Origin of the sequence: Acinetobacter sp. 22301, from assembly GCF_052045285.1 — a bacterium.
Taxonomy (GTDB): Bacteria; Pseudomonadota; Gammaproteobacteria; order Pseudomonadales; family Moraxellaceae; genus Acinetobacter; species Acinetobacter pittii.
The window spans coordinates 92,426-110,332 of record NZ_JBQEOR010000008.1; the positions used below are offsets into that span (position 1 = coordinate 92,426).

The 17,907-nt window shown below is 39.0% G+C and carries 18 protein-coding genes; 4 read left to right on the forward strand and 14 right to left on the reverse strand.

The window, feature by feature from the left end:
- Positions 1-11 precede the first annotated feature (11 nt).
- Genes ACTJJH_RS13020 through paaA form a run of 8 tightly spaced genes read right to left on the reverse strand, consistent with a single transcriptional unit; the run spans position 12 to position 6,757 of the window.
- Positions 12-1,550 carry a 3-hydroxyacyl-CoA dehydrogenase gene (locus ACTJJH_RS13020; RefSeq protein WP_262728817.1) on the reverse strand — a complete coding sequence of 513 codons (1,539 nt, stop codon included), beginning with the start codon at positions 1,548-1,550 and terminating at the stop codon, positions 12-14.
- Positions 1,551-1,552: 2 nt separating this feature from the next.
- Positions 1,553-2,344, reverse strand: a complete 792-nt coding sequence (paaG, locus tag ACTJJH_RS13025) for a 2-(1,2-epoxy-1,2-dihydrophenyl)acetyl-CoA isomerase PaaG (RefSeq protein WP_262728819.1) — start codon at positions 2,342-2,344, stop codon at positions 1,553-1,555.
- Positions 2,344-3,117 (reverse strand): enoyl-CoA hydratase-related protein, encoded by a 774-nt coding sequence (locus tag ACTJJH_RS13030; RefSeq protein ID WP_262728821.1) that lies wholly within the window; start codon positions 3,115-3,117, stop codon positions 2,344-2,346. The genes paaG and ACTJJH_RS13030 overlap by 1 nt, the downstream gene beginning before the upstream one ends.
- A gap of 8 nt (positions 3,118-3,125) precedes the next feature.
- Complete coding sequence (gene paaE / locus ACTJJH_RS13035) at positions 3,126-4,187, reverse strand: 1,2-phenylacetyl-CoA epoxidase subunit PaaE (RefSeq protein WP_440601246.1); 1,062 nt, start codon at positions 4,185-4,187, stop codon at positions 3,126-3,128.
- Positions 4,188-4,210: 23 nt separating this feature from the next.
- Entirely contained in the window at positions 4,211-4,711 is a 501-nt protein-coding gene (paaD, locus tag ACTJJH_RS13040; protein ID WP_440601247.1) for a 1,2-phenylacetyl-CoA epoxidase subunit PaaD, read from the reverse strand.
- 16 nt (positions 4,712-4,727) lie between these two features.
- Entirely contained in the window at positions 4,728-5,483 is a 756-nt protein-coding gene (gene paaC, locus ACTJJH_RS13045; protein ID WP_440601248.1) for a 1,2-phenylacetyl-CoA epoxidase subunit PaaC, read from the reverse strand.
- A 12-nt stretch (positions 5,484-5,495) separates the two neighbouring features.
- Positions 5,496-5,786 (reverse strand): 1,2-phenylacetyl-CoA epoxidase subunit PaaB, encoded by a 291-nt coding sequence (gene paaB / locus ACTJJH_RS13050; protein WP_000389648.1) that lies wholly within the window; start codon positions 5,784-5,786, stop codon positions 5,496-5,498.
- Between the two features lie 32 nt (positions 5,787-5,818).
- The gene (gene paaA / locus ACTJJH_RS13055) at positions 5,819-6,757 is read right to left on the reverse strand and encodes a 1,2-phenylacetyl-CoA epoxidase subunit PaaA (RefSeq protein WP_014206395.1); all 939 of its coding nucleotides are present in this window, start codon (positions 6,755-6,757) and stop codon (positions 5,819-5,821) included.
- 266 nt (positions 6,758-7,023) lie between these two features.
- Between paaA and paaZ the strand changes: the two genes are divergently transcribed.
- A complete protein-coding gene (gene paaZ / locus ACTJJH_RS13060) occupies positions 7,024-9,126 on the forward strand; it encodes a phenylacetic acid degradation bifunctional protein PaaZ (RefSeq protein WP_440601249.1) in 2,103 nt (700 codons plus the stop codon).
- Positions 9,127-9,169: 43 nt separating this feature from the next.
- Here paaZ and ACTJJH_RS13065 read toward each other — a convergent pair whose 3' ends face one another.
- The gene (locus tag ACTJJH_RS13065) at positions 9,170-10,549 is read right to left on the reverse strand and encodes an L-serine ammonia-lyase (protein ID WP_320137855.1); all 1,380 of its coding nucleotides are present in this window, start codon (positions 10,547-10,549) and stop codon (positions 9,170-9,172) included.
- A gap of 470 nt (positions 10,550-11,019) precedes the next feature.
- Here ACTJJH_RS13065 and ACTJJH_RS13070 point away from each other — a divergent pair, with 470 nt between their 5' ends.
- Positions 11,020-11,643 carry a hypothetical protein gene (locus tag ACTJJH_RS13070; protein ID WP_032056483.1) on the forward strand — a complete coding sequence of 208 codons (624 nt, stop codon included), beginning with the start codon at positions 11,020-11,022 and terminating at the stop codon, positions 11,641-11,643.
- Between the two features lie 71 nt (positions 11,644-11,714).
- On the opposite strand, the gene ACTJJH_RS13075 is transcribed toward ACTJJH_RS13070, so the two are convergent.
- From ACTJJH_RS13075 to ACTJJH_RS13085, 3 genes are all read right to left on the reverse strand, one after another.
- On the reverse strand, positions 11,715-12,149 hold the full coding sequence (locus tag ACTJJH_RS13075) for an I78 family peptidase inhibitor (RefSeq protein WP_440601250.1): 435 nt from the start codon (positions 12,147-12,149) through the stop codon (positions 11,715-11,717).
- Positions 12,150-12,312: 163 nt separating this feature from the next.
- A complete protein-coding gene (soxR, locus tag ACTJJH_RS13080; RefSeq protein WP_017385517.1) occupies positions 12,313-12,777 on the reverse strand; it encodes a redox-sensitive transcriptional activator SoxR in 465 nt (154 codons plus the stop codon).
- 202 nt (positions 12,778-12,979) lie between these two features.
- A complete protein-coding gene (locus ACTJJH_RS13085) occupies positions 12,980-13,273 on the reverse strand; it encodes a hypothetical protein (RefSeq protein WP_005070027.1) in 294 nt (97 codons plus the stop codon).
- Positions 13,274-13,726: 453 nt separating this feature from the next.
- Here ACTJJH_RS13085 and ACTJJH_RS13090 point away from each other — a divergent pair, with 453 nt between their 5' ends.
- The gene (locus ACTJJH_RS13090; RefSeq protein ID WP_005070032.1) at positions 13,727-14,386 is read left to right on the forward strand and encodes an epoxyqueuosine reductase QueH; all 660 of its coding nucleotides are present in this window, start codon (positions 13,727-13,729) and stop codon (positions 14,384-14,386) included.
- Between the two features lie 274 nt (positions 14,387-14,660).
- Here ACTJJH_RS13090 and pdxR read toward each other — a convergent pair whose 3' ends face one another.
- Positions 14,661-16,136, reverse strand: a complete 1,476-nt coding sequence (pdxR, locus tag ACTJJH_RS13095; protein ID WP_440601251.1) for a MocR-like pyridoxine biosynthesis transcription factor PdxR — start codon at positions 16,134-16,136, stop codon at positions 14,661-14,663.
- A gap of 112 nt (positions 16,137-16,248) precedes the next feature.
- Between pdxR and ACTJJH_RS13100 the strand changes: the two genes are divergently transcribed.
- On the forward strand, positions 16,249-16,704 hold the full coding sequence (locus ACTJJH_RS13100; RefSeq protein ID WP_440601252.1) for a GNAT family N-acetyltransferase: 456 nt from the start codon (positions 16,249-16,251) through the stop codon (positions 16,702-16,704).
- Positions 16,705-16,741: 37 nt separating this feature from the next.
- Here the strand turns inward: ACTJJH_RS13100 and ACTJJH_RS13105 are convergent, their stop codons facing one another.
- The gene (locus tag ACTJJH_RS13105; protein ID WP_440601253.1) at positions 16,742-17,899 is read right to left on the reverse strand and encodes a winged helix-turn-helix domain-containing protein; all 1,158 of its coding nucleotides are present in this window, start codon (positions 17,897-17,899) and stop codon (positions 16,742-16,744) included.
- Positions 17,900-17,907: the final 8 nt, after the last annotated feature.

The window sequence follows — 17,907 nt, forward strand, 5'->3', positions numbered from 1 at the left end:
TTGACTCCTGATTATGCAAATTCGGTCATATCACGTGAATATTGAGTAGCAATATTTTGGGTTTTCGCTACATATTGCTTGAGGTAGATACTCGCGCGATATTTTTCCTCTCCATACAGTGCATATAAGTTATTTAAGGTTTGGAGCACATAAGCGCCGCCCATTTGTGTCAACCACTGGTAAGGACCTTTAGGATAATTCACTCCATATTTCATGGCATTATCAATATCTTCCAGACTCGCAACACCATGTAAACTTGCTTCGCAGGCTTCATTAATGAGTAAAGCGATGGTGCGTAAGGTTAACAGTGCTGGATGGTCTTTAATCCACATCACGCTGATACCAAACTGTGCAAAATAAGCTTCAACTTTAGCCAGATCACTCGCTTCACAAAGTTCGTTATGACTGAGTACTAAAGCCTCCGCGTGTTCAAAATCATGGTGCCAGTCCATTAAAACCACTTTACGGCTTAAGTAATGAATATTGGCTGACTCACCTTGGCTTAAACGCAAGTCGATATCATCAATTTGGAGGATATTGTCGTCACTCGCAGATCCGCTTTTTAAACCTAAACGCGTTAAAAAAGCAGGTAGCTGAGACCAAGTCCCTTTTAGCTGAATATGAGCATCAACTGGTTTGGCAACAACAGCTTTAGGCTGAAATGTCTCGTACTGATTTTTTTCGTTATAACTATAGAAACCCTGTTTTGACTTACGACCCCAAGCACCTGCATCGACTAATTCTTTTTGAATGAGGCTTGGGCGGTAGCGCGGCTCGTAAAAAAACTCTTGGTAAACGCTTTGGGTCACTGAAAAGTTAACATCTTGCCCAATGAGGTCAGTAAGTTCACACGGTCCCATCGCAAAACCGCCGCATTGCTTCAAGGCATAATCTAGCTGGTCGTAGCTGGTGACTTGTTCTTGCAGTGCTCTAAAACCTTCTGCATAAAACGGACGTGCAATTCGGTTAACAATAAACCCGGGCGTCGACTTGGTGAGTACCGGAATTTTTTTCCAATTCAACATCAAGTTTTTTAAAGCTAAACATAAGCTGTTTGGTGTTTTTAAGCCTTGTACAATTTCAACCAATTTCATGACTGGCGCAGGGTTAAAAAAGTGTAAGCCGACCACACGCTCAGGGTGAGCAATGCCCGCCGAAATTGCAGTCACTGAAATTGAAGATGTGTTACTTGCAAAAATGGTTTGCGGACTACAAATTTCAGCGAGTTGCTTAAATAAAGACTGTTTAACTTCCTTTTTCTCAACCACTGCTTCAATAACCAAGTCAGCATCACGCAGTGCTTCAACTTGATTGACCACAGTTAAACGCGCTAAGGCTTCATCAGCTTGCTGTTGGGTAAGCTTGCTCTTTTCAACCAGCTTTTTAAACGTCTGCCCTAAACCTTGAACGGCTTGTTGCGCTTTTTGAGCATCTAAATCATATAAAACAGTCGAGTGCCCGTTTACGATGGCTAACTGGGCAATGCCGATGCCCATAGTGCCAGAACCAATAACGGCAATTCGGGCACGAGATAAGTCTAAATCTGTCATGCTTAACGCCCTTTAAAATTTGGTTCACGTTTATTCATAAAGGCTTGTACCCCTTCACGATAATCTTCGGAACGACCCGCAATGCGTTGCAAATCTCGCTCTAACAGCACTTGCTCATCAAAGGTGTTATTGCTTGATTGATGAATGGCTTTTTTAATAAGAGATAGACCAAATGTAGGCTGTTTCGCTAAACGTTCAGCGAGTTCAGTCACTTTTGTTTTAAGCTCGGCGTCGTCAACCACATCCCAAATCATGCCCCATTCTTTTGCGGTTTCTGCTGGGAGCTTGTCACCTAACAAAGCCAATCCCATAGCACGCGCATGGCCTACAGCACGTGGTAAAAACCATGTACCCGCCGAGTCTGGAACCAAACCTAAACGGCAAAAGGCTTGTACAAAGTTTGCCGATTTAGCTGCAATCACTAAATCACATGCCAGTGCAATATTTGCCCCTGCACCTGCTGCTACACCATTTACGGCGCAAATCACAGGCTTTGGCATATTTACAATCGTTTTAATGAGCGGGTTATAGTAAGTTTCAATGGAATATCCTAAATCTGGAGCTTCAGCATTTGGGTCAACTACACGATCACCTAAATCTTGCCCTGCACAGAAGCCGCGGCCTTCACCACTAATCACAACACAGCGAACATCGGGATTTTTGGTCCACAGGTTTAAAACCTCAGCCACTTCACGGTGCATATCAACGTTAAAGCTATTCAGTGCTTTTGGGCGGTTAAATGTCAGGTAGCCAACACCATTTTTTTCTTCAGCAATAATATTTTGATAGTCCATCACTCACCTCTAAACACTGGCTTTCTTTTCTCAAAGAAAGCATTAATCCCTTCGTTTCGATCTTTTGTAGCCGCCAGCCAGACAAAGTTTTGACGTTCAAACTTGAGTCCCTGACTTAAAGTCGTTTCATGAATACTTTTAATTGATTGTTTAATCACGCGAATCGCTAAAGGCGCTTGTTTGGCAATTTTAGCTGCAAGTTGAACCGCATATTCAACGGTTAATTCGGTCGGAACCACTTGACTGCAAATGCCATGTTGTTCTGCCTGTTTTGCCGAAATCATCTCACCTGTCATCGCCCAGCGCATGGTGAGTTGCTGTCCAACCAAGCGCGCTAAACGCTGTGTTCCGCCTGCACCCGGCAACATCCCAAGGCCAATTTCAGGTAAAGCAAAACGGGCATTTTCACCGCAAATCACCATATCTGCATGCAAAACCAACTCAAACCCAGCGCCTAAGGCATAGCCATTGACTGCGCTAATCAGTGGCTTACTAAACGCATCAATTTTTTGCCAAAGCTTCGGGCGAATATCGAGTTGCAAAGACACGGCGTCCATTGCTGCCAACTCGCTAAGATCAGCCCCAGCCGCAAAACATTGAGCATTACCCGTTAAAACCACCGCTTTGACTTGAGCATTATGTTCAGCTTCTTCGAGCAACTCGCATAAACACTGCAATGTCGCATTGTTTAAAGCATTTCTTTTTTCTGGACGGTTTAGGGTTAATAACAAAACACCGTCAGCAGCTGTGTTGGCTTTGATCAACTCTTGCATGGCGGCCTCTATTCATCAAAACTCAAACGAACATTTGAGCCTTTTGGTAAGGTCTGGCAGCTCAGCACATAGCCCTTTTCAACTTCATCTTCTTCAAGACTATAGTTAAGGAACATGTCGACTTCGCCAGAAAGTACCTTACAACGACAGGTCGCACACACCCCACCTTTACATGCATACGGTAAGTCGGCACCCGCACGCAAAGCCGCATCAAGAATACTTTCATCATCTTGAGCCACAGAAACAATCAGTTCACGGCCATCTAAAATGATGTTTACTTTTTCTTCTTTACGGTTTGCATCCGCTTCAACACTACGCTTACGCGCTTGTCCTGTATGGAAACGTTCAGTGTGAATGCGCTCTTTGGCAATACCAAAGTTCGGCAAAGTGCTTTCTACAGCATTCATCATTTCGTCTGGGCCGCAGGCAAAAACATGGTCAAAGTTTGTTTCAAGCACTTCAAAATCAAAAAGCTGTTTTAACTTTTCTGCATCAATACGACCATTCATCAGTTCACTGTCATTGAACTCACGAGAAAAAATATTGATGAGTTGAAAGCGTTCTTTAAACTGATCTTTCAAATCCATAATTTGCTCGGCAAACATGGTTTGTTTCCATGAACGATTGCCATAGAGCAAGGTAAATTTAGCTTCAGGTTGTTCAAACAAAACTTGCTTAACAATCGATAAAATTGGGGTAATACCACTCCCCGCAGCAACACCTAAATAGTTTTGTCCGCCAATCTTGGCTGCTTTTTGGAAAAACACACCTTGTGGTGGCATGACTTCAAGCACATCGCCCACTTTCAAATGGTCATTTGCCCAGTTTGAAAATTGACCCTGATCAATTTTTTTAACCGCAATGCTGATGTCTTCTTTACCCGCATAGCTACAAATTGAATAACAACGGCGAATTTCACCCGCTTCGGTTAAATGGCGAATGGTTAAATGTTGCCCCGGTTGAAATTGAAATTGTTCTTGTTGTTCAGGTACAACGTCAAATGCAATACAAATTGCCTGATCGGTTTGCTGTGTAATACTTTTTACTTTTAATGGTACAAATTGGCTCATGGCTGATTTCCTTATCTAAAGACTTAAATACATTTGAAGTAATCAAAAGGCTCAAGACAGTCCTGACATTTATAAAGTGCTTTACAGGCGGTAGAACTAAACTCTGTTAACAGTTGGGTATGTCGGCTTTTACAACGTGGGCACTCGACACCATCATTTAAATGAACGTGAGTCCCACACTGATGCGCCAACCCTTCAGGTGGTGCAATGCCATAAACTTGCAGTTTCTTTTTCCCTGCTTCAGACATCCAGTCCGTGGTCCATGCTTCTGACAAATCAACCATGACTTTGACTGGTGTCAAAGCTTCTGCGGTAAATGCCTCAACAATTTGTGCTTTGAGCATATCTGTTGCTGGACATCCGCTATATGTTGGAGTTAGACGAACAATAATTTCTTGTTGATCGTTAATCTCTACACCGCGAATCATGCCCAAATCGACAACCGATAAAACCGGAATTTCAGGGTCACTGACCGTTTGTAGAACATCCCAACATTGGTCGATGCAATGACGAATCATTTGCATGGCTCACCTCCTTGTCTTACCAGGTCATGCCCGGATAAGTTCTTTGAATACTTTGCATTTCAGCCAACAAATAACCCAAATGCTCGGTATGCAATCCTTGTTTCGCACCACGGCGATAAGCACCGTTCACAGCAACATTTAATTCAAAACGCTTAAGCTCATCTGCAATGATTTGGTTCCATTGTTCTTTTTCATTTGAAAAATCTGGAATCACGCCTTGTGCAACTAGTGCTTTTTCGTCTGCACTCAGTTCAAATAATTCAGCGGTAAAGCGCCATAAATTATTTAAACCGTCTTGCACACGTTGATGCGCTTCATCTGTACTTAAACTTAAACGTTCCATCCAGCTTGTCGAAAAGCGGATGTGATACTTCACTTCTTTTAAAGATTTGACAGCAAGCGCACTTAATTCAGGAAGTGAGCTTTGCGCTAAAGCCGTAAATAAATGAAGATGGTAATGATCCATCAACCACTGACGTACAATCGTTTGTGCAAAGTCACCATTGGGTTGTTCGCATAACAAGAGGTTTAAAAACTCACGTTCAGTACGGAAATATGCAAGCTGGTCTTCATCACGTTGAGCTTCATCATATTGACCAGCCAAAGTCAGAAAGTTTCTTGCCTGACCCAACAAGTCCAAACCGATATTTGCTAAGGCAATATCAATTTCAAGCTCAGGTGCATGCCCGCACCATTCAGCCAAACGCTGCGATAAAACCAATTGGCTGTCGCCAATATGTAATAAGAATTTAGATAAAACTGAATGATTCATTTGCCATTCCCCTTACATGTGCTCAATGCCATCTGGGATATGGTAAAAAGTCGGGTGACGATAAACCTTGTCTAAAGAAGGATCGAAAAATTCAGCTTTTTCATCTGGCTGTGATGATTTAATCAGTTCAGAACGAACCACCCAAATGCTAATTCCTTCATTACGGCGCGTGTAAACATCACGAGCATGTTGCAGTGCGATTTCATCATCAGGTGCTCTTAAGCTACCTACGTGACGGTGGCTTAAGCCTTGTTTACTACGTACAAATACTTCGTAGAGCGACCAGTTGTTTTTATCTTCCATTTTGATTTCCTCAAATTTTTCCATAAATCTTGTTAAGCCACTTTGTTCGCTTCAAGCTGCTGTTTTTTCGCGTAGACCACTGCTGCATCACGAACCCATTTGCCGTTTTCCCATGCTTTACGGCGTGCTTCGATACGCTCGTGATTACATGGTCCACGTCCGGCAATCACTTCATTAAATTCGTGCCAGTCGATCTCGCCAAACTCATAGTGGCCTGTTTCTTCATTGAACTTTAAATCTGGGTCTGGTACTTCCAAGCCAAGTTGCAGTACTTGTGGTACGGTGTTATCGACAAACTTTTGACGTAATTCATCGTTACTAAAGCGTTTGATTTTCCACGCCATGCTTTGTGCGCTGTTTGGAGAATGCTCATCACTTGGGCCAAACATCATGAGTGCTGGCCACCAATAGCGATTTACTGCATCTTGTGCCATCTGCTTTTGTTCTGGCGTACCGTTTGCTAAAGCCATCATGGCCTCAAAACCTTGGCGCTGGTGGAAACTTTCTTCTTTACAAATACGTACCATTGCACGTGCATATGGCCCGTAAGAAGTACGGCAAAGCGCAACTTGGTTCACAATGGCTGCCCCATCAACAAGCCAGCCAATTGCAGCGACATCTGCCCAAGTCAAAGTTGGATAGTTAAAGATTGATGAGTATTTCATTTTCCCATCAATTAATTTTTCCATCATGTCATCACGGTCAGCACCTAAAGTTTCTGCCGCACTGTACAAATACAAACCATGACCCGCTTCATCTTGTACTTTCGCCAGTAAAACCGCTTTACGTTTTAAAGTTGGTGCACGAGTAATCCAGTTTCCTTCAGGCAACATACCTACAATTTCAGAATGGCCATGTTGCCCAATTTGACGAATCAATGTTTTGCGGTAGGCATCGGGCATTTGATCCTTAGCCTCGATCGTAATTTCATTGGCAATATTTTGTTCAAATTTCTGGTAATTGTTTTCCATTCTTTCATTCCCTGTAGGTATCACCCTTGAATCTATTTTTCGATACACTAAAAACAAAGTCAATCACTTTTTTAGTATCAAATTAAATCCACAACAATAAAATATATCAAGTTATTGAAATTATTAATTTTAAATCAATTGTAAAAAACCTTTTTACTTTTATAAATCAAAATAAAGTTGACTTTTAGACAAATTAATCTGAAATTATGAATCATATTTTTGCAGTTTTTTATAATTGATGTATCAAATAAAAAAGGAGTTTGGTCATGCTTGAACAAGCACACCTAGAAGGAACCTCAACTGACACAGATTTTCAGCAGTCTGAGCATCAACTGCCTCATCTTGCTTCTTATGTCTATGGAACATGGCATTCGACGGGTGAAGAACTACGCCCTGTTTATCATGCCATTACAGGTGAAGCGATTTATGCCGTAAGTAGTCATGGCATTGATATGAAACGTGTTGTTCAATATGCCAAACAAAATGGTTCAGAACTGGCTAACTGGACATTTCACCAACGTGCCAATGCATTAAAACAAATTGCCCAATATTTACTTGAGCGCAAAGAAGAGTTCTACAAACTTACTTATGCAACAGGTGCAACTCGTAAAGATGCTTGGATTGATATTGAAGGTGGGATCCAGACATTATTTGCTTATTCGAGTCTGGTTCGCCGTGAACTCAATGACGAAAAAATTATTACTGAAGACAGCTGGATTCAACTCTCTAAAAATGGCACTTTCGGCGCTAAACACATTTTAAGTCCTAAAGCAGGTGTTGCCGTTCACATTAATGCTTTTAACTTCCCCATTTGGGGAATGCTTGAAAAGATTGCACCGACGCTACTTGCAGGTGTGCCATGTATTGTGAAACCAGCAACTGACGGCTCTCAATTAACTCAAGCTGTTGTAAAAGCGATTGAAGAAGCACATGTATTACCAAAAGGCTCGCTACAACTTATTTGCGGTCAAACGTATGATTTGTTCGATCACTTAGGCCCACAAGACTGTGTCACGTTTACAGGTTCTGCTTATACAGGTCAAAAACTGCGTAACCACCCTCACCTCAATAAATATTCAATTCCATTTAGCATGGAAGCCGACTCAGTCAACAGTGCAATTTTAAGCCCTGAGGCAAATGAAGAAACTGTCGATTTATTTGTGCGTGAAGTTTTCCGTGAAATGACCACAAAAGCAGGCCAAAAATGTACTGCGATTCGTCGTGCATTTGTTCCTGAAAACTTGTTAGCAACTGTGCAAGAAAAGCTAACTGCCAAACTTGCTAAAGTTGTAGTGGGTGACCCGCAAAAAGAAGAAACCACCATGGGGGCTTTAGCGAGCATAAAACAAAAATATGACGTTGCAGAAAAAGTTGCTGAACTCAGCAAAGACGCAAAAATTGTTTTTGGTGGCAATGATAGCTTTACATTTAATGCAGACCATCCTGAAAAAGGCGCTTTTTTCGCTCCAACTTTATTACTCTGCGAACAACCTTTACAAGCGACGAATGTTCATACCACAGAAGCTTTCGGTCCGGTATGTACACTCATGCCATATCAAAATATTGAAGAACTAGCTGACCTTGTTTCACGTGGTGAAGGTAGCCTAGTCGCTTCTGTCGTTAAAAATAACGATGAGAATATTGAGCAGATTATTCAAAAAATTGCGCCTTGGCATGGCCGTGTGCATGTACTTGATGCAGAGTCAGCAAAAGAAAGTACAGGTCATGGTTCACCACTTCCACATTTAGTACACGGCGGCCCTGGCCGTGCCGGTGGCGGTGAAGAGTTAGGTGGTATTCGCGCGGTTAAACATTATATGCAGCGCACTGCAATTCAAGGCTCTCCAAATAGCCTGACGCAAATTACCCACTCATGGACTGCTGGCTCAAAAGTTAATGAAGACCGCGTACATCCATTTAAAAAGTCTTTTGATGAGTTAGTAATTGGTGAACGTTTATTAACAGCGCGTCGTACAGTGACTGAAGCCGATATTGTCAATTTCGCGTGTTTAAGTGGTGACTACTTCTATGCACATACCGACAAAATCGCAGCGGCCGAGTCTTTCTTTGGTGAACGCGTTGCACACGGTTACTTCATTGTGTCTGCCGCAGCAGGTCTATTTGTAGATGCAGCACAAGGTCCTGTGATTGCCAACTACGGTATGGACAACTTACGTTTTGTTGAACCAGTTAAAATTGGTGACTCGATTCAGGTTGAACTGACCTGTAAACAGAAAACCCCTAAACCACAAAAAGACCCTTCTCAGCCTGCGCATGGCGTTGTGGTATGGGATATTAAAGTCAAAAACCAACGTGGTGAACTTGTCGCAACTTACGATATTTTAACCTTAGTTGCTCGCGAAGCTTAATGTTTAAATTGAGATGGGGTCACCTCGTCCCCATCTCATTTTTTTAGCACTCAATTGCGTTAACAGCGAGGCCACCTTTTGAAGTCTCTTTATATTTCTCAGACATATCTTTGCCTGTTTCTTTCATGGTCTGGATCACTTTATCTAGCGTGACAAAGTGTTCATCGTCATCATGAAGCGCCATTTGAGCTGCGTTAATGGCTTTTACGGCTGCAATTGCATTTCGTTCAATACAAGGCACCTGAACCAAACCACCAATCGGGTCACACGTTAAACCCAAGTTATGTTCAAGCCCAATTTCAGCCGCATGTTCCACCTGTTCAGGCGATGCTCCTAAAATCTCGGCTAAGCCTGCCGAAGCCATCGCACACGCCGAGCCGACTTCACCTTGACACCCTACTTCTGCACCAGAAATAGAAGCATTGAGTTTACATAAAATGCCGACGGCTGCCGCGCTCAAAAAGAAACGGACCACTTTATCTTCGGAAAAATCTTTAGAAAAAGTCACGTAGTAATATAAAACTGCCGGAATAATTCCTGCGGCCCCATTTGTAGGTGCCGTTACTACTCGACCGCCAGCAGCATTTTCTTCATTTACCGCTAAGGCAAATAAATTGACCCATTCCATCGCATGAAAAGTTGTCACAATCAGGTTTGAATTTTTCTTATTTAATAACTTATCGTGAATTTTTTTAGCCCGACGTTTTACGTTTAATCCGCCCGGTAATATGCCTTCATTAATTAATCCGTTGTGAATACATTGCTGCATCACTTTCCAGATTTCCATAATCTTGCTACGAATCTCAGCTTCACTCCGCCAGCTTTTTTCATTTTCAAGCATTAACTCGCTCACTGATAAATGATGAGTCTTACATAAGCTTAAAAGTTCAGCCGCACTGTGAAATGGATATGGAACCTTAACGTCGTTTGTTTCAGTTTGAGTTGTTGCTAATTGCCTTTGGCTAACAATAAAACCGCCACCAACCGAATAGTAAGTTTCTGCATATAAAATTTCTTGAGCCTCGTTATAGGCAATCAACTCCATTGCATTGGGGTGATAAGGCAAAGATTCATCTAGAAAAAGCACATCATGCTTATAATCAAAAGAAATAGTCTTTTGCTGATTAAGCTGGATGGCGTTATTTTCTAGAACATCTTCAATCAAGCTTGTACTTACTTGGGTATCAATATGTTCAGGGTCAAAACCCATTAAACCTAACAGAACAGCCTTGTCTGTCGCATGACCGACACCCGTTGCCGACAGCGAACCGTATAACTTCACCTGAACTCTAGCTGTTGCTTGTAAATCGTTTTGCTTCAATAAATCATCCACAAAACTGTATGCCGCTCGCATGGGTCCAACTGTATGGGAGCTAGATGGGCCGATGCCAATTTTAAAAAGATCAAATACACTAATAAACACGTGGTCCTACCTTCGATTCATTATTATTCGTATGTTCGTCATTATTGTGTCCTTTCGGATAGCTCTAAAATTATCATTAAGCCAAGTACAAATCACGAATAACTCTTCGGCAGTAGCACAAAAAGACAACGGTTGAACAATCACGATAAATAACTTTGTTCACAGCCATAACTTTTGTAGTTTTTATTAACAAATATAAATGTATTAGCGCCCCCTTCCTTAAAACAAGTACAGGAAGTTGTACAAATAAAAAACTACAAATATTAGCCATTAGTCGCACCTCCCTATTTTTATTCATTTTTGCTGGTAAAGTGCTCTACATGGTTTGATACAACCTACTTAACTCAGATGCATAATTCACCTGTTCTTGCATCTGATGTTTTTCTGCCTCTAGTCCGCTAGGGGCTTTTTTTATTATTGATTTAAATACTGATATATTAAATTTCTAGAGATAATTAAAGACAAGAAAAATGGATCGAGTTTTCAAATTAAGTATTTTAAGTTGTCCGCTTTTATTGTTAAGTGGTTGTATTGGTTGTTATAACCCAACAGGCTGTAACCGTGATGATTCGCCGTATTTCTATACAACACAGAGCACTCAAGTCAAAGGTGTAACGGTTCCTGTTGGAACAAAACTGGTTTATAAATCTCAAAAGTCCAAACAGAAAGATGAGCAAACTGCACCTCTTAAAGAAGAGAATATAACGTGGATAAAGCTACCGAAAGATACGGCTATACTTTGGGGAGGAATGCCTACCAATCATCTCCTTCAATTTGCTAACTCTGAAATGCAAGGATTTACAGCCTACCGAGCACAAGAAGCTCCCGCTGTATATTCCAATCAATTTTTAAAACTCTGGAAAGAATGTGATAGTGATTTAGATATCTCGATCAAAAATAAAAATGACTGGAGCTTTAATCCCGCAAATATGAAAATTATTGGATGTGGAATTAACTATCAAGAAAGAGCCTCATACAACACCAACAATCCAAGCCAAGATAAAGTTGATATTTTTCTCATCAAAATTAATCAGGCTTTACAGCAACTGCCACAACAAAAAGAGTATCCCGTTATCCATTATTCCCAAAATTAAAGTAAAAAAGCCTGCATTTTCAGCAGGCTCTTTTCTTTAAAATTTGATTTACCAAACTTTAATTACACACATTAACCACAGGTTGCTTGAGTAATTTTCTTAGAAGCAGGATCAATAGTAACTGTAACTCGGTTTGTACGATAATCCATAGTCATTGGTTGACCTGGAGCCACTTTGCGCACAATTTCTGATTTAGTTTTTTGTTTAATTTGATCATCAGTAAGGCCAGATTGACCCACTAATTTTTGAGCTTCTTCTGCTACACAGTTCGTTTGGTTATCACGGAATAATTTCCATTCTTCGACAACTTGGCCATTTGGTAAATGACAATACCCAACCTGACCATTTGCTTCATTTCTAATTTCTAATTTCCCACCTTGTTCAACACAATATTGACTAGCTGGGTTTGGTGAACCAATTTTTGGTGGAGTTGAATCTTTATGTTGTACAGATGAACAAGCCGTTAACGAAACAAGCGCTAAACCAAGAAAGATAATTTTTTTCATAAATTTTTGCTTCTTAATAAAAAAACTAAAGATATCAAAAAAATTCATGTTTCATGTGTCTTGTTTACAATAAAAAACTCACTTGGGAGTTCTACTCACCATTTCTTTAATTAATTGGAATTTAAGATTTTCCTTTCTAAAAATAATTATCAAAATATTGCGATCATGGCCTTTCCAAAATTCGTGCTCCAGATCCCTCTTGCCCTAAAACATCTTCTGGATTTCTTAACGGACATTGCTCTAGTGATAAGCAACCACAACCAATACACCAGTCCATTTCATCCCGTAACCTCGTTAATTTTTGAATACGATCATCGAGATCTTTTCGCCAATGGCTTGATAACTCTTTCCACTGTTTAGCTGTTAATTTGCTCCCCATAGGATATGCGCTAAGAGCTTCTTTAATTTCATTTAAAGGAATTCCCACTCTTTGAGCAACTTTAATAATCGCAATATATCTTAAAACGATTAATGGAAAGCGACGCTGATTACCATTGGTTCTTATACTTTTTATCAGCCCCTTCGCCTCATAAAAATGTAGGGTCGAGACAGGAACTCCACTCCTTTTTGCAACTTCCCCCACAGTCAAAACTCGACTAGAGTCAGCTTTTTTATTTTCACTTATCATGCTTAACCTCAACTTTACTCAAGGTTTATAAAAGAGCATCTTTACTTTGTCAAATAAAAATCCAAACACCTTAACTGCTAAAAACCACTTTTATGAGCTTATCGCTCTTAACTTTTCTATAAAAGCGGAAAAAATAAATTTGATACGATTATTAATTCAATTAAATTTATAAAATGAGCTGCTGACATTTAAATTTAAGAAATTAATTTTGTAGGGTACATGGGCACCCGCAAACCCAAAACATGTTGTAAACGAAAGGCATCGGTGCTCCTAATGGATAGACCTTAGCTTGTTCGATCTTATAAGTTTTTTTACGTGACTCAATGTGAAGTATATTATCGTAGCGAGCAACTACAATTCCCTTTTTATATAATTTTTTTCGTTCGTTCTTTGCATCAAATTTATATACCAAAAAGTAAACTTTTTCTCCTACGCTGATCTTTGAATGATTAACCATAATGTAACCATTACAATACTTACATTGCCAATCTTTCATATCTCAAATAATCACACACTTAAATTTAAAAACATATCAAGTTTTATAGTATAGATTTATTAAAGCTACAAATCTAAAGAAATATTTTAATTGAAAAAATAAGGTTTATCTGTGACACACATCACAATAAAACATAAAAAATTTCAAATTATATTTAGAAACATCAATCACTTACCTAGCTATCTTTTAATATTATTATTTTAAAAAATATTAAATTTATCTATATTTTATATTACTATATAGTATTTCGGTTAATAAATTTAAAAGTACCGATATAAATAATTTTAATATTTAATAATCTAATTATTTCATTATATTCAACTAAACCACAAATAAAGTAATAAATAAATTTTAAGATATTAAATTAATTTCATGTTTAATTGAAAATAATTCAGTTCACATTATACAAAATAAAAATATATAATTATTAGAATTGCAATTTAATTTTTTATTATGTCAACTCAACGTTTAAAATTAGAACTCCCATCTGGACATGATCAATTATTACTTCATTCTTGCTGTGCTCCTTGTTCAGGAGAAGTTATGGAAGCATTAATTGATTCTGGAATTAAATTTTCAATATTTTTTTATAATCCTAATATTCATCCGGTAAAAGAATATCTCATCCGTAAGGAAGAAAATATTCGTTTTGCAGAAAAGCATAATATTCCATTTATCGATGCAGATTATGACACGGATAATTGGTTTGCTCGAGCTAAAGGTATGGAAGATGAACCAGAACGCGGCATACGTTGTACCATGTGTTTCGATATGCGTTTCGAGCGAACTGCCCTTTATGCACATGAACACGGCTTTAGTCTCATCAGTAGTTCGTTAGGAATTTCTCGTTGGAAAAATATGGCTCAAATTAATGATTGCGGAATTCGGGCAGCATCCAATTATCCGGATATTCAATATTGGGATTATAACTGGCGAAAAAATGGTGGCTCTAGTCGAATGATTGAAATCAGTAAGCGAGAGGAATTCTACCAACAGGAATATTGTGGCTGTGTATATTCTTTACGTGACACCAATCGTTGGCGTATGAGTAATGGTCGAGACCGAATTAAACTAGGTGTTAAATTTTATAGTAATGCCATGGAAGAAGATTAAATCTTATTCTCCTTAAAAAATTAATTCATTCTAAGCTATATTTATTCCTAATAAAAAAAGGCCACATCTGGAGAATGTGGCCAAAAGGTGTACTGTACTGAGCTTTGATGTTTTTAGAATAATGAAGTTATCTTAAAATAAGATTAATAAATCTTTTAAATTTAAATTTTTTAATATTTCATCAAAATATTTAAATCGAATAAATATTTTGTCCTTCTCATTAAAAATAAAATCGCTCTAAAATTCATATATAATTTTGAAAAGTTTAGCTATTTTATTTTTTGATACTGATGGCTAATCTCTTAATATTTTCTACCATTTCCTCAGGTTGATGTGCAGCATAGCCCAACAGAACTGCTGCTTTTTTCGGCTCAAGTTGACAATATCTTGATAGAGGTTGAATCTCTAAGTTTAATGCCGAGCAATAAGAAATAAACTCCTGCTCAGTCCATGATGCTTTTAACCAACATATAAGATGAATGCCTGAATCTGTTGGCTGAACATCGAGTACATCTGAAAGGTATTCATTAATAGCGTTAATCAATACTTGTTGACGCTCATAGCATGCTTTTCGAACTTTACGTACATGTCGAGCATAGTGGCCTTGTTGAATGAATAAAGCTAAAGCGACCTGCTCTAAATATGAACTTCGCACGTCAGTATAGTATTTAGCTGCACTAAAGGTTTCAATCAATGCTTCAGGTACAGCCATGAACCCTAAACGAAACTCCGGAAACATCATCTTGGTAAAAGTTCCAGAATAAATGACTCTTTGCTGCTGATCTAAACCTTGTAGTGCTTGGATTGGGTGCGTGCCATAACGAAACTCACTATTATAATCGTCTTCAAAAATCCATTTTTCTTGTTTGTTTGCCCAATCTAATAAAGCAAAACGGCGAGCTAAACTTAAAGTTCCTCCTAAAGGAAACTGATGTGAAGGTGCCGTATAAACAAGTTTGCTTTTGAAATAATGATCTGTAATGTCAGAGATTTGCATTCCCTCCTCATCACTCTCGATCAAATTTACCTGTGCACCAAAACTTCGAAAAATCTTAAAAGCTGCATCATATCCTGGCTCATCCAAACACACTTCATCATTTGCTTGAAGTAAGGCATAGGCCGTTAAATGAATAGCCTGCTGCGTTCCGTTTACAATAATAATTTGCTCTTCGTTGCAGTTCAGGCCTCGAGTGGAGCGAACATATTCAGAAATTGCCTGACGCAAAGGTAGATAGCCACGCGGGTCGTAAAATTGACCAAGCTGATAATACGACTGCCGCCAAGCTTGCGTTAATAACTTGCCCCACAGTTGATGAGGAAATAAATCAATACAGCCTACCCCTACATGAAACATCTTTTTCTTTTTACTTAACCATGACTGCTTTCGCCATGAATCCAATAAAGCTTCAATATTCGGATTAATATTTAAGGAACGATGAGTATTTTTAGACTTTTCTTTTGAATTTTTTTGAACGTGTATTAACTGATCTGGCACAACCTCAGCAACATAGGTACCCGAACTTGGTTTAGTAAATAAATATCCCTCATCTAGTAATCGTTCAAGAGCCGCCAATACAGAATTCCTTGAAATTGACATCATCTCTGCCAAGGTACGACTTGAGGGTAATTTTGTTCCGGCAGTCAGCCTTCCATCTAAAATTGCATCACGCAAAGCCGTATATAATCCATCTTTAATCTGGCCTTTTGGCAAAATTAAATGTGGAAAAGATGCGGAAATCGGAGCTGCCATATCAAAACTGGTACTATGAAAAATATCAAAAGTGTATCTTATAAAAATACCACTATCAAAACTACACTCTAGTTGTCGATTTTTTATTACTTTAAAACAGAGTGTAATTATTATGCAAAATCAAGGGCTTCAAATCGTTCCTGTTCAGCAGCAAGATTATTCACAATGGGAAAAATATTGGCTTGCTTACCAAAATTTTTATCAGGTGAATTTACCCCTTCATGTCACAAAAGTAACATGGGAACGTTTCTTCGATGAGAATGAACCTATGTACTGTGCCGTTGCCAAACAAGGTAAGCAGGTTTTAGGAATTGTGCACTATGTTATTCATCGTTCAACGTGGGCAGAAAATAATTACTGTTATCTAGAAGACCTGTATGTTTCCCCTGAAGTTCGTGGACAACACATTGGTAAGCAACTCATTGAATATGTGCAGAAGCAAGCTATCGAACACAACTGTGACCGTTTATATTGGCATACTCAAGAAACCAATGTAACAGCGCAAAAGCTTTATGACTGGATTGCACAAAAACCAGGAGTTATTCAATATCGTATGCCTTTAAACTAAAAAGTGAAAACACCAAAAGCTGGAGTGCTTTTGGTGTCTAAATTTTAGTACGAATACGCTGAATCACTTTGTCATTAATAGTTGAGCATTGATTAAACGCAGCAAAACGCTTGAGCTCTTGTTCCAGTTCGAAGAAGAAGAGCTCCTTATTTTTTACTGTTTTTTCCAAATGTAGGCTAATCACTTCTAATTCTTTGATAGAACGATGCGCTTTACAATCTACTCGGCCGACTAACTCATCTTGATATAGGATCGGCAAGCAAAAATAACCATATACACGTTTGGCCGCTGGTACATAGCATTCAATGCGGTAATCAAATTCAAATAAAGAAGCTAAACGGTCACGATGAATAAGAGAATTATCAAAAGGTGAAAGTATTTTTAAACCGAAATCAGTACTAACCTTTTGTTCCATTGCAGCAACATCAACATATAAAGTTTGACCATTCTCAAGCTTAATTGCAGATACTACACCTGCGTCAATCTGCTCTTTCAAAACGACACGCATAGTTTCTTTTAAATCATTTTTCTTTAAATGAACTAATTGTTTCCATGTAAATACACCATGCGCTCGAAGCGTATTATTAAACAAATACTGCGCATATTCATAAAGCGTAGGCATACTTAAATCAATATTTTCAGGCAAGCAGCGCTCGGTCAAATCAAAGACCTTTTCCATTCCGTTACGCTCACAGATCATCAGGTCACCCTGCATATATAACTGCTCAAAAGCACGGCGGCCTGGTCCGGTATTCCACCAGTTTCCCAAACTCTTTTTATTATTCTTATCAATATCACGAAGACGAATTTTTCCTTCAGCACGAACACGGGCCAAAATTTCATTCATAAGGCGTTGATCACCTCTATTGAAATAACGGCTTTCTCCGTTTCTGACAGACATCATGGCAGGGAGTGCATAACGATAATCTTTCATAGGAAGATAAGACGCTGCATGATACCAATATTCAAAAATCTGGCGCTCACGAACCAAACTATTGAGATGACTTAGCTCATAATCAGGCACTCGGCTCCACAATATATGGTGATGAGCTCGCTCTACAACCGATATGGTATCGATCTGCACATATCCTAAATGCTCAATAGCCTGTAAAGTTCCATCCATGCCTTTTGCAAATCGACTGGTTTTTCCTAGGCCTTGATTAAATAAAGTGAGCTGTTTCAAAGAAGAAGTCATAGAAATCA

What these genes read in the sequence shown, in the direction of transcription:
- ACTJJH_RS13020 (WP_262728817.1), bottom strand. Translation starts at nt 1,550, where the DNA reads ATGACAGATTTAGACTTATCTCGTGCCCGAATTGCCGTTATTGGTTCT.
- paaG (WP_262728819.1), bottom strand. Translation starts at nt 2,344, where the DNA reads ATGGACTATCAAAATATTATTGCTGAAGAAAAAAATGGTGTTGGCTAC.
- ACTJJH_RS13030 (WP_262728821.1), bottom strand. Translation starts at nt 3,117, where the DNA reads ATGCAAGAGTTGATCAAAGCCAACACAGCTGCTGACGGTGTTTTGTTA.
- paaE (WP_440601246.1), bottom strand. Translation starts at nt 4,187, where the DNA reads ATGAGCCAATTTGTACCATTAAAAGTAAAAAGTATTACACAGCAAACC.
- paaD (WP_440601247.1), bottom strand. Translation starts at nt 4,711, where the DNA reads ATGCAAATGATTCGTCATTGCATCGACCAATGTTGGGATGTTCTACAA.
- paaC (WP_440601248.1), bottom strand. Translation starts at nt 5,483, where the DNA reads ATGAATCATTCAGTTTTATCTAAATTCTTATTACATATTGGCGACAGC.
- paaB (WP_000389648.1), bottom strand. Translation starts at nt 5,786, where the DNA reads ATGGAAGATAAAAACAACTGGTCGCTCTACGAAGTATTTGTACGTAGT.
- paaA (WP_014206395.1), bottom strand. Translation starts at nt 6,757, where the DNA reads ATGGAAAACAATTACCAGAAATTTGAACAAAATATTGCCAATGAAATT.
- paaZ (WP_440601249.1), top strand. Translation starts at nt 7,024, where the DNA reads ATGCTTGAACAAGCACACCTAGAAGGAACCTCAACTGACACAGATTTT.
- ACTJJH_RS13070 (WP_032056483.1), top strand. Translation starts at nt 11,020, where the DNA reads ATGGATCGAGTTTTCAAATTAAGTATTTTAAGTTGTCCGCTTTTATTG.
- ACTJJH_RS13075 (WP_440601250.1), bottom strand. Translation starts at nt 12,149, where the DNA reads ATGAAAAAAATTATCTTTCTTGGTTTAGCGCTTGTTTCGTTAACGGCT.
- soxR (WP_017385517.1), bottom strand. Translation starts at nt 12,777, where the DNA reads ATGATAAGTGAAAATAAAAAAGCTGACTCTAGTCGAGTTTTGACTGTG.
- ACTJJH_RS13085 (WP_005070027.1), bottom strand. Translation starts at nt 13,273, where the DNA reads ATGAAAGATTGGCAATGTAAGTATTGTAATGGTTACATTATGGTTAAT.
- ACTJJH_RS13090 (WP_005070032.1), top strand. Translation starts at nt 13,727, where the DNA reads ATGTCAACTCAACGTTTAAAATTAGAACTCCCATCTGGACATGATCAA.
- pdxR (WP_440601251.1), bottom strand. Translation starts at nt 16,136, where the DNA reads ATGGCAGCTCCGATTTCCGCATCTTTTCCACATTTAATTTTGCCAAAA.
- ACTJJH_RS13100 (WP_440601252.1), top strand. Translation starts at nt 16,249, where the DNA reads ATGCAAAATCAAGGGCTTCAAATCGTTCCTGTTCAGCAGCAAGATTAT.
- ACTJJH_RS13105 (WP_440601253.1), bottom strand. Translation starts at nt 17,899, where the DNA reads ATGACTTCTTCTTTGAAACAGCTCACTTTATTTAATCAAGGCCTAGGA.